We start from the raw sequence: 11631 nt of genomic DNA on the forward strand, positions 1-11631 counted from the left end.
TAGTTTTACAATAAAAATATTATAAAACCAAACATCTAGCAATGTTATTAACTCTTTTTAACGCGCGACGCTTAGAGGAAGGAGTAAACAAACCATATAGTCTGCTGATTCCTCGATGATATCGGTGCTTACTGTACAGTTTAGCTTTTCGCCTTTTTGTTTTTCAAGGATTTAACCACTTCGCTACGGCTGTTAGACTGTGCATTGGAAGCTTGGATCTTTTGATTGAAATCTTCTGCAAATAACTGCTCTACACCTGCTGATTCTCCCTCTGTGGTTACCGCAACATAGTGCTCTAAAGCGAAGTCCGCTGTGGAAAGGTTAATGTTAGCTTTTGTTGCTTTTGCTCCAGGTCCTTCAGCTGCCATAGCGAAAGTTGATACGGCGATTAAAGCTGCTGCTGCGAATGTTTTTACTAGCGTTTTCATAATGTCTTTATTTTATATTGTTAGTTTTTAGTTCTTATTTGTTGACTCAAAACTACAACACAATAGGCCCTTAGCCTACGGGCTTTAGACTAACGATCGGGAAAACTCGGTGAATGGCGGGAATAGGGAGGTGAATATTTTTTATTATATTGATATGAATCAACGATCAAATTATTTATGAATATACAGTCTAATACAGCTGCTAATCAAGCGAAAAATAAAATGTATGGAGCATTGTTTGGCATCGCGGTTGGTGATGCATTTGGTGTACCATTTGAATTCAGGTCGAAAGAAGAAATGCTAAAAAATCCAGCTACCGAAATGATCGGATTTGGCAGCCATAATCAACCTATGGGTACCTGGTCAGATGATACATCTTTAACCTTGTGTCTTAGAGACTCGCTGTTAGGTGGATATGATTTGGTAGATATCTCCAAAAAATTTATAGCTTGGAAGGAAGGTAAGCTGTGGACAGCAAGAGGAGAAGTCTTTGATATCGGCATCACCACGGCTAAATCGATCGGTGAGCTTAAAGATATTATCGGATCCAGGCAAATCGGAGAGCTACATTTGCTAAAATATCGGGCGAGAGAACAAGACAACGGCAATGGTTCGTTAATGAGAATATTACCCCTTTTATTTGAGATCAAAGGACTTAGCCCGTCGGAACAATTCGAGAAAATTTGGGAAATTTCCGCCCTAACGCATAAGCACATACGCGCTGCAATGGCATGTTTTATCTATCTTAAATTAGCCGAACTCATTTTGCTAGGTTTGGCCAAGGAGCAGGCTTATGCTGAAATGCGGAATCAAGTTTCAAAGTTCTGGACGGACATCAATTTCCCTGAGTCGGAAATAATTCATTTTAATAGCACAATTTTGCATGACATCCGATCTAAGACACATAATCAATTAAGGTCCAGCGGTTATGTGATCGATAGTCTAGAATCAAGCCTATGGGTTTTTATGGAAAAAGACAACTATAAAGACACTGTATTATCTATTGTAAGCCTTGGTGAAGATACAGACACCGAGGCTGCGATTGCGGGCGGATTAGCTGGTTTGTACTATGGGCTGGAAAGTATACCTGAAGATTGGCTTTTGAGCATCGCCCGCTATGATGATATCAAATTGCTAGTAGAAAAAATAGCGAAGAGATATTCTGATTAGAAATTCGATAATAATGTCTAACAAGTAAGAGCTTATTTCAAAAATGTCAATTTAAAAAATCGAAACATTTATTTTTAAAACTATTTTAAATCGACAGCTGTTCTTACTATACAAAGCGGCTACAAGCTGCCTTTCAAAAGAAAGGTTCAACATAAAAATTGGCGTCGTACAGTGAAAATCCAATAGTCTTTAAAAACGTTGGATGACGAAACAAAAAAGAGGAAACGATAGGAAACATAAAAATTACTGTACAAGTAAACGCTAAGAGAAAGGGTCTGATGAGAATCAGGCCCTTTTGACGTAAAAAAGCCACATCTCCCGACGTGGCCTTATAAACATATGATTCACTAGTGGTTTGTCTTTTAATACTGACAAACCACTAGTTATTAGATACTATTTATACGAATTGATTGATTTGGATACTTTCCAGTCATTGCCTACACGCTCCAAGGTAACTAAATCTGTTTTAGTGAAATCCTCAAATTTCAACGTTACTTTAGCCACCATATAGTCTGCCGATTGCTCGATGATATCTGTGCTTACTGTACAGTTTAGCTTTTCGCCTTTTTGTTTTTTCAAAGATTTAACCACTTCGCTACGGCTGTTAGACTGCGCATTGGTAGCTTGGATCTTTTGATTAAAATCAGCTGCAAATAACTGCTCTACACCTGCTGATTCTCCCTCTGTGGTTACCGCAACATAGTGCTCTAAAGCAAAATCTGCTGTAGAAAGGTTAATGTTAGCTTTTGTTTCTTTCGCTCCAGGTCCTTCAGCTGCCATAGTGAAAGTTGATCCTGCGATTAAAGCTGCTGCTGCGAATGTTTTTACTAGCGTTTTCATAATGTCTTTATTTTATTGTGTTAGTTCTATTGTTCTTATTTGTTGACTCAAAACTACAACACAATAGGCCCTTAGCCTACGGGCTTTAGACTAACGATCGAGAAAACTCGGTGAATGGTGGGAATGGGGAGGTGAAAAAAAAGTAGATCAATATAAAAGTCAGATTTTCCCATTTGTACTTTATATTCTTGGTCAATAAATAGGAAGTCTCGCCCTAGCTCAAGAATAAAATCTTTCATCTGACGAAGCAGCCCTTTTTGAAGATCCCCTTCATTATAGGATTCTGGTAGATTTAAAAAGTCAAAAACGTAGCTATTTTTAAACGCTTTATTAATGCCTACTTCAAATTCTCTCGGCAGTGACGAGAGTTTTACATGTCCAATCATTGTGCGTTCAAAGACAGAACTATTAATCTGTCGCTCCAACTCCCTTGAACTATATTTTTCCTCGATAGTTAGCTTCAAATAAAATTCCTTTTCTTCAACTGTCTTGGTATGATTAAAAATTAAAACATTATTTGTCCAACTCAATTCGACACAATAGGCCTCTAGCCTATGGGCTCTAGACCAACGCTCAGGAAAACTAGGTGAACGGCGGGAATGGGGAGAAAGAAATATAAGGCACAAACCATACAAATACTAAAATTAAATAATAAATAAAGAGAATTAATAGTCAATATTTATTTAATTTGCACTCGATTTCACTACAAATACAAAAACTTATTTGGCAACACAAATAAGTCTATATATACCACAAAAATCAATTGAATTATAACATATAAATGCTTCATTCATTCAAAATTTCCTCGTACTTACTTTTACTGTGCTTTTTATTTAATTCATGCAAAAAAAATGAAGAGACTATCATTCCAGAACCTGTAAGAATTGTCATTAAACCAGATGAAGTTTACTTAAAACGTGAAATACAATTTTTAGGAGCCAGGCTGTCAACTGAAATACAGAATCTGCCGGTAGGTGAGTCAGATGAAATAAACTGGACAGTCGAGAACACAAGAATTGCAAGTTTAACACAAAATCCAGAAACAAAAGAAGCTTCAGTATGGCCCGAAGGAGCTGGTGAAACATATGCAATAGCAACCCTTGCGAATGGCAAGGCAACAGCAAAAGTAAAAATCATTGTAACAGATGCCAATGACTACAAGTTTAGGTTAGTCCTAAAGGACAAAGGGACATCTTCTCATACGTTGAATAAGCCTGAAACATTCTTATCAGAAAAGGCTATCCAGCGGCGGCAGAAACGAAACATCGCAATCGACAATTCCGATCTTCCGATTTCGGAGGACTATTTAAATCAAATTGAAAAGATAGGATGTAAAATTGTCTCCAAAAGTAAATGGCTAAATACCGTCACGGTACATTGTGTAGATTATTTCCTTATTGACAACTATAAAAATCTCCCCTTTGTGCATTCCGCAGAAAAGGTATGGGAAGGGCCTAGGGAAAACTTGACCGAGAAAGGAAAGTATAAAGATATCCCGCAAAGGGTATCCAACAATACCCCCAATAATAAATTAGACTATGGGGGAGCTGCCTCCAATATAAACATCAATAATGGCCAGGTGCTTCACGAGAATGGTTTTAAAGGAGCAGGTATCGATATTGCTGTCATCGATGCCGGTTTTTTGAATCTTAAAAATAATCCCGCTTTTAAAAATGTGAATATCAAAGGTGCTAAATCTTTTGTCTATGAAAACGATGATCCATATGCGGTCGATATGCACGGAGTTTGGGTAAGTTCCTGTATGGCTGTCAACCAACCTGGAACATATGTGGGTACCGCACCGGAGGCAAATTACTGGCTGCTGCGCTCTGAAGATCAATCATCTGAACAGCATGTTGAAGAGGACTACTGGGCCAGCGCTGCTGAATTTGCGGACAGTGTTGGTGTAGATATCATTAATTCGTCACTTTATTATGGTCCAGAAAGTTTCTACAATCCTGCTTATAAATTTGAAGAGATGGATGGAAAGACCACATTTGCCACAAGGGCTGCTAACATTGCAGCCAGTAAAGGTATCTTAATTGTCAATTGTGCGGGCAATGACAGAAGCTGGGTAGGGAGTCCGGCCGACTCTCCTCATGTACTTACAGTAGGTGCGGTATATGATAATCGTAGGGTAGCATATTTTACATCTTGGGGAGTGACAGTAGATGGCAGAATGAAACCGGATGTTATGGCCCTAGGTGGAGGAGCATGGGTAATCGGGGAATCAGGCGTCGGTGAAACACGTAGCGGAACCTCCTATTCGAGTCCTATACTTTGTGGCTTAGCCGCCTGTTTATGGCAAGCTTATCCGCAATTGAGCAATAAAGAGCTAATGGATGTAATACGCAAATCAGCAGATCGAATCAATACTCCGGTTATCCCTTATGGTTATGGTATTCCTGACATGAAGAAAGCAATGGAAATAGCAAAAGAGATCAAAAAATCAAGAAAGCTTTAATAGGGATATTAAAGCTACGCGCAGGAATGGCTCAAAAAAGCCAGGTCTCAAGACCTGGCTTCTAAACTAAACTTAAACATATGATTCACTAGTGGTCTGTAGCCTGCCTGAGCTGACAGACCACTAGTTGTTAAATTCTATTTATATGAATTAATTGATTTGGATACTTTCCAATCATTACCTACACGTTCCAAGGTAACTAGGTCCGTTTTGGTGAAATTCTCAAATTTCAAAGTCACTTTAGCGACCATATAGTCTGCCGATTCCTCGATGATATCGGTGCTTACTGTACAGTTTAGCTTTTCGCCTTTTTGTTTTTTCAAGGATTTAATCACTTCGCTACGGTTGTTACTTTGTGCATTGGTAGCTTGGATCTTTTGATTAAAATCTTCGGCGAATAACTGCTCTACTCCTGCTGATTCTCCTTCAGTCGTTACCGCAACGTAGTGATCCAGTGCCAAGTCTGCTGTGGAAAGGTTAACGTTTGTTTTTGTTGCTTTTGCTCCAGGTCCTTCAGCTGCCATAGCGAATGTAGATACGGCGATTAGGGCTGCTGCTGCGAATGTTTTTACTAGCGTTTTCATAATGTCTTTATTTTATAGTGTTAGTTTTTAGTTCTTATTTGTTGACTCAAAACTACAACACAATAGGCCCCTAGCCTACCAGCTTTAGACTAACAATCGGGAAAACTCGGTGAATGGCGGGAATAGGGAGGTAAGTCTGCTTCGTATCAGATTCGTACCACGTTCGGATCAACTACAGATAATGTACAGAGACCCAACAGACCTTGTACAGTCTCTGAACAGGGAAAAACTGTTCAGAGACTAGTCAACAATCGAACCCTACATGTCCTGATCCGAAGGCTGTACGAAGCAGGTACGAACAAGACCCCTATAGAAGTTATTTAAACTCATCCCCGAATAATAGATTTTCATAATTGCTAAAATCTGTCTTATACTGAAATAGGTTTACATTTGGTCTAATACGGTTCCTACTTTACAGTTGGTCTAATACGGTTCCTACTTTACAGTTGGTCTAATACGGTTCCTACTTTACAGTTGGTCTAATACGGTTCCTACTTTACAGTTGGTCTAATACGGTTCCTACTTTACAGTTTTGGTAGGTTAATTGATATTATGAATTTAATTGTTTTTTTGTAAACTTTTGTATTTTTTCCTACAGTTTTTCCAACGCTTGATTAATGGTAAATCTGTTACATGTGCTACTGCAGGTGTTAGAAAATCACAACTCATATGCGGACGCAAATGATTATATGATTCTATACTTTTAGTCACTTCCAGCAGGGCTTCACTTCTTGAAGAAAATACCCTTTTGAGTTTAAATTCTGTTTTTAATATGCCATTAATTCTTTCTGCAATAGGGTTTTCATAGGCCTCTCCGTTTTCTGTCATGCTGATTTTTACACCCGCTTTTTTCAACCTTACTATATAGTCGAAGGAACAGTACTGCACACCTCGATCCGAATGATGAATCAGAGTATTGGGAGCCGGTTTTTCCCTCAGTGCCATTTGCAGAGCTTTAATTGCCCCTTGAGCAGTCAGCTAGGGATGAAGGCAATAGCCCATAATTTTTCTCGAGTATGCATCAGTTATGAGAGAAAGATAATTGAAATCATAGCCTACTGAAATATATGTAATATCTGAAACCCATAATTCATTACTACGCGTAGGTGCTAACTCTTTGATTAGGTTGGGATATTTCAGATAGGAATGATTAGAATTCGTGGTTCCTGGCACCCGCTTCTTTTTCCTGTCTATCAATAATCTATGTTTCTTGAGTACCTTGTATAACTTGTCTCTACCAATATTTATTCCATTACTTCGGAAAGGAGTATATAGACATTTATAAAGCTTGTGACCACCTAACCCAGGTAGTTCACGGCGAACAAGGCGAACCATGTCTACAGCCAGATTTTCCTGATCAGTATGGTCGTGAAGATGCCATATATGATCGTAATAAGCTTGTCGGCTTTTACCAAACAATTTACAAAGTGGACCGACCCCCATCCTTGTCACATGCTTTTCTTTGATTAGCTTTATTGTTTGGTACCACGCTTTTTTCGGATCGCAATTTTATTCTCCTTTTCAGCATGGTCAATCATAAAGTTAAGACCGTAAATTAGCACATTGGCTTTTTCTAAAGCTTTCTCCAGATCCTTGATCCGTTTTTTTAAAGCGGTAACGTCTTTTGTTCCTGGCTTTTCCATAGGTACTAAAGTTACGGCTCCCTTTTCTAATTTGCGTTTATAATTGTTAATCCAATTGATTAAGATCGTCGTATTGGGCAGGCCATACTTTCTTGCAGTTTGTTCTGCTGACACATTTTTATAAAGCACCAGCTCTACTAATTTCTCTTTAAATTCTTCTTCGAATTCAAATCGAGACAAAACTTGTTCATTCATGTTTCCTTTACGTTTTTAACCAAAACTGTAAAGCTATAGACGTATAAGACCATCAGAATTTTATATTTTACAACATGGAGAAACAGAAACCGCAAAATTTAATAATCTATGAGCAGATCGACAATGAGATGTCAAAGCGATTGAAATATGTTCAGGGGCTTGACGAAGAGAACAGGGCGCACATTCGTTACCAAAGATGCGTTTATCAAGGCCATCAAGCTAAAAAGCATTGTAGGCACCAAAATGCCCAATCTCATACAAGATTGGGCTATACATACTTATAATATACTATTAATCTAAATACTGCTTCACAACTGTCTTTGCAGACATATTATCCTCTTTCCATAACAATATCCTATAATAATCATTCCCTGAATAATCTGACATTACTGTTGAAAGATTGGCTGAATAGACTCTAACTCTATAACAGCCCGGTGTTAATTTTATATCCTTTGCAGTTTGAAAATGGGGACAGTCTTTTATCTTCAAATTTCCAGTTGCGATTTCAATACTACATTCCACGATATGATCGTAAACATCTTGATTTTCGAGCTCTGGCTTTTTGTCAACAATTTCAACAGTAATTTTCAACACCCCGCTTCTTTCTGTCCGAATTGAAATAATCCCCTTTGATGAATCAATTCTCGAAAAATAATCTTCATCATCTAACCAAAAATTTTGAGATAAGTATAAATTATCTCCATCAACTAAATAAAATTGAGAATAATCTGTATCAAGATTTAGCTCATAACTTCTATACAACTTATTCATAAAACACGAATTTAACATAAATATGCAAACTATACACAATCTACTAACCTTCATTATTAAAATTATTAATATCATAAAGATAGCCCGGTGGGATAAACAAAGGTGGAATTATACTATTAAAAGCTCTATTTAAAACAGGAACCAATTGCCTTACAGGAGTAAGGTTAAGGTAAGGAAAAAATGGCTTAGGAGAGCTAATAGGACTATTTACAGGAACCGATTTGGGTTTGGGACTCTCTTCTTGATTCGCAGGAATAGGAACAACAACAAATGCTTCACCATCTTCCATTTGCGAATACAATCCACGTAATTGACCTCCCTGAATGCTATTCTCTCTTTTTGGAACATAAGCTACTAATGCACCTCTGCCTCCTTCTTTCGTAGACGCATATGGGTATTCATCCCTAGACAAACCTCTAACCCAATCATAATCTTCAAACACCTCCTGTCTTCTTCGGTATTGTTCATCTTTATCTGAATCATAATGAAGAACAGTAGGTTTCCCCCTTTCAAAAGCATTTAGTGTATGCTCGTAAATATTTTTTGTTATTGATTCATAGACAAAATGGATTTTATACTTACTACCATTTTCACTAATACTCTTAAAGGCTTCAAAAGCAATTCTAGCATGTTCTTCAGTAAACCTTACCCCTCCGTTTATATTGATAATTTCTCTACCATCCGGATCTATAAAACGAATCGGATTATTAACAGCATAATTATAGGGAGTCCACCTTCTATACTGCTCCGCCAGGGGATCCACCATATTCCACCGACCAATCTCAGCATCGTAAAACCTGGCCCCGTAATCCAACTGCCCTTCTAGTACATAAGAACTTCCCAAGGTATGCGTCCCGCCATTTAGGTCAGTCTGCATTTCCTTGCCATTATAAAGATACTTATTATTGATACTAGTTGCAATAGATTTCGTCTTACCGAATGGATAGTAATCTTGCTTCTGCATCACTGTGGCAACAGGTGCTGTCGCCGTACCATCCTTCTTCAGTACAACACGCACATTTCCCAGGTGATCTGTCAGATTGTAATAATAGCTGTAAGTACCCGAACTGTTGAGCAAGAAGCCATCTTCTGTTGCAATACGTTCGATCAATGGGTTTGCTCCATTAGCTTTGCTGTATTCAATACCACCGATATAGTCCTGCTCGGTTGTGATACCGCCAACAGTAGACTTGCGGTTGAGCTTAGCACCCGATGCATCGTAGGTGTAGGCAATGCTCTTACCTGTACCGGTCACTGTTTTGGGCAGGTTCAGGTAATTGTAGCTCAGGGCCATCCCTGTACGGTCCTTCGTCGCATTCCCGTTTAGGTCATACGTGAATGAGCCTGTTACCCCACCCGATAGACTGGCCAACCTGTTGCTCTTGTTTGTATTGTTATAGTTGTAGGTAATCGCCGTACCATTGTCACGGACAAGGGTTCTTATATTGCCCATATCATCATAGGTCAATACCTCGCTCATCACCGTACCGGTACTCACACCGCTCTTCAACCTGTTAAGGACATCGTAAGCATAGGTAAATGTACTGTTTGTGGTAGCTGCATAGCCCCACAGCTGCTGCGCGATATTGCCATTGTACTGGGCATTAGCAAGCAGGGTTGTACCATTGACATTATAGTTCAGCTGCGAGGTGAACTGCGCCGCGCTTGCCTTGGTCTGCCAGCCTCTTTCATTATACGCATAGCCAATGCTCGTCATAAAGTTGCCACCTCCGTTCTCACTGTGAAGCGATTTGGTCTTCAGTTGACCGATCTCATTGTAGGCGAGCCTGCTCTGGATCACCTCATCCTGCCCGTTGACTTTCTTCTTGGTCTGTACCAGCCTACCCACATGGTCATATTCGTTGGTTGTAATAATGGTCACCCCTGCTCCCGTGGATGGTGTATGTACCCGTGTACTCTTGACTACCTGACCTGGAAAATTGTATTCATTGGTCACATAATCCGTTCCACCAAGGTGATTCTTGGAGGCAGACTGGATCACACGGCCATAATCATCGTAATAATTCACTGTCAGCAGGGGTGCTGTACCGTCTTCTTTATAAACAAGCACACCCGTCAGCAGCGATTTGGTCTTTGTACTCACCGTGATATTCTTTGATGGAAGCTGCCCCGCATTCTCAAAGCTGTAATCATCATAATAATTCACCATGCGGGCCGTAAAGTTCTCCCGTGGATAAGACACATTGCTGTAGCTGGCCTGGCCGGCTAAGCGCGTCTCCCAGAGCGCTGTTTCGTTGTTGATATAATCCTGCTCCACCTGCCTTGGATTACTGCCCTGATGGATACCCGTCACCACAACACGCCCAAAAGCATCGTATTTGATCACACGCCATTTGTTGGTCTTTCGCAGCTCGGCATCCTGTTCCTGTAGCAGCTGGTCGTTTTTGTTATAAACAAGGTGATCCCAGCCCCTTCCGGGAATCTTCTTCTCGATCAGTCTCCGCTTTCCATCATACCGGTAGGCATACACCAGCTCATGGAAATCTCCGCTGGCGGCCTCGGTCAGTGTTGTGGTCGCAGCCGGAAAGCCAGGAGGGATCACATACCTCAGGTCACCAAAGTCATCGTACACATACTGCGTTTCCAGCTTCTTGCTGTCTGTTTCCCAGACCCGCTTGAGTACAACACGCCCCTCGAAATCCTTATATTCCTCCACTGTACCGCCCTTTCCGTTTGCAGATACCCAGTTCTCATCCCTGATCACCGTTTTATAAAGTTTCCCGGCGGTATAATAACCTGCCGTAGCGCCATTATCCGTACTGTTGATGGTCCACAGCCGCACATCGTTGGTACCGTTGGTACCATAATCGGTCACAACCGAACGACCCGCATTGGTACCTGCTGTCACGTTATCGCGGTTGGCTGCCGGTTGCCAGGGTACACCCGGGGCGCCCTGCTGCTGCACACGGTTCAGTGGACTGTTCTCAAAGACCGTCACCGCATAGGGACTCGTGGTCTTTATCACGGCAGCATCCCAGGTATTAGACGCAGCATAATACGCTTGTTGGTCTGTTTTGGCCGTCGCCTTGAAACTGCCGTCTCCCGACACATTCTTCACGTGGGGAAGATATTTGATGCTTTCCCTTCCAAATCCATCGTATTCGATATGTTGCACAATGTCTTTATAGGTCGGGCTGGCCATCAGCTGGACGCTCTGGCTCGGCCTGCCAAGTCCGTCAAAGTACTGGATGCTCTGGTTCTCATCACCGATTGTACGTTGGGCATTCAGTGTCGCCAGGGTAACCCCAGGACTGCGGAAGGTCTTGGTCAATATATAATTCTGACCTGCTGTCGGGGCGCTCACAATATTCTGGAAGCCCGCGATGCTGATCGTAACAGTTTTGCCTGCAGCGGGTGCAGGGATATGAAAGCCATTCTGGAGCGTAATGCTCTTGAGGGCCTGAATATTGGTCTGATTGCTATATGAATTCAGGGGAAGATGGTCCACGAGCGTCTGCCCATGTACCGCCCCAAACCCTAATAAGGATAATAGTGTTAAAAAGTTATTTTTCATA

Annotated in this window: 11 protein-coding genes; 2 read left to right on the forward strand and 9 right to left on the reverse strand. The window is 40.6% G+C overall.

All coding sequences use genetic code 11. The features are described from left to right. Nucleotides 1–140: 140 nt before the first annotated feature. Complete coding sequence (locus A9970_RS13580; protein WP_182982674.1) at nucleotides 141–428, reverse strand: hypothetical protein; 288 nt, start codon at nucleotides 426–428, stop codon at nucleotides 141–143. Between the two features lie 177 nt (nucleotides 429–605). Here A9970_RS13580 and A9970_RS13585 point away from each other — a divergent pair, with 177 nt between their 5' ends. Continuing rightward, the gene (locus A9970_RS13585; protein ID WP_182982675.1) at nucleotides 606–1598 is read left to right on the forward strand and encodes an ADP-ribosylglycohydrolase family protein; all 993 of its coding nucleotides are present in this window, start codon (nucleotides 606–608) and stop codon (nucleotides 1596–1598) included. Nucleotides 1599–1991: 393 nt separating this feature from the next. On the opposite strand, the gene A9970_RS13590 is transcribed toward A9970_RS13585, so the two are convergent. Next, on the reverse strand, nucleotides 1992–2438 hold the full coding sequence (locus A9970_RS13590; RefSeq protein WP_182982676.1) for a nuclear transport factor 2 family protein: 447 nt from the start codon (nucleotides 2436–2438) through the stop codon (nucleotides 1992–1994). A 71-nt stretch (nucleotides 2439–2509) separates the two neighbouring features. Next, complete coding sequence (locus A9970_RS13595) at nucleotides 2510–3073, reverse strand: PDDEXK nuclease domain-containing protein (RefSeq protein ID WP_182982677.1); 564 nt, start codon at nucleotides 3071–3073, stop codon at nucleotides 2510–2512. A 146-nt stretch (nucleotides 3074–3219) separates the two neighbouring features. Between A9970_RS13595 and A9970_RS13600 the strand changes: the two genes are divergently transcribed. After that, nucleotides 3220–4902 (forward strand): S8 family serine peptidase, encoded by a 1683-nt coding sequence (locus A9970_RS13600; protein ID WP_182982678.1) that lies wholly within the window; start codon nucleotides 3220–3222, stop codon nucleotides 4900–4902. Between the two features lie 137 nt (nucleotides 4903–5039). Here the strand turns inward: A9970_RS13600 and A9970_RS13605 are convergent, their stop codons facing one another. From A9970_RS13605 to A9970_RS13630, 6 genes are all read right to left on the reverse strand, one after another. Then, nucleotides 5040–5486, reverse strand: a complete 447-nt coding sequence (locus A9970_RS13605) for a nuclear transport factor 2 family protein (protein WP_182982679.1) — start codon at nucleotides 5484–5486, stop codon at nucleotides 5040–5042. A gap of 558 nt (nucleotides 5487–6044) precedes the next feature. Continuing rightward, nucleotides 6045–6431 (reverse strand): integrase core domain-containing protein, encoded by a 387-nt coding sequence (locus A9970_RS13610; RefSeq protein WP_182982680.1) that lies wholly within the window; start codon nucleotides 6429–6431, stop codon nucleotides 6045–6047. Nucleotides 6432–6464: 33 nt separating this feature from the next. Further along, nucleotides 6465–6929 (reverse strand): hypothetical protein, encoded by a 465-nt coding sequence (locus A9970_RS13615; RefSeq protein ID WP_182982681.1) that lies wholly within the window; start codon nucleotides 6927–6929, stop codon nucleotides 6465–6467. Nucleotides 6930–6958: 29 nt separating this feature from the next. After that, on the reverse strand, nucleotides 6959–7324 hold the full coding sequence (locus A9970_RS13620; RefSeq protein ID WP_182330952.1) for a transposase: 366 nt from the start codon (nucleotides 7322–7324) through the stop codon (nucleotides 6959–6961). Between the two features lie 291 nt (nucleotides 7325–7615). Then, nucleotides 7616–8095, reverse strand: a complete 480-nt coding sequence (locus tag A9970_RS13625; RefSeq protein WP_182982682.1) for a hypothetical protein — start codon at nucleotides 8093–8095, stop codon at nucleotides 7616–7618. Between the two features lie 43 nt (nucleotides 8096–8138). After that, on the reverse strand, nucleotides 8139–11630 hold the full coding sequence (locus A9970_RS13630) for a DUF6443 domain-containing protein (RefSeq protein WP_182982683.1): 3492 nt from the start codon (nucleotides 11628–11630) through the stop codon (nucleotides 8139–8141). Nucleotide 11631 lies beyond the last annotated feature (1 nt).

The organism is Sphingobacterium sp. UME9 (assembly GCF_014170215.1).
Classification (GTDB): Bacteria; Bacteroidota; Bacteroidia; order Sphingobacteriales; family Sphingobacteriaceae; genus Sphingobacterium; species Sphingobacterium paramultivorum.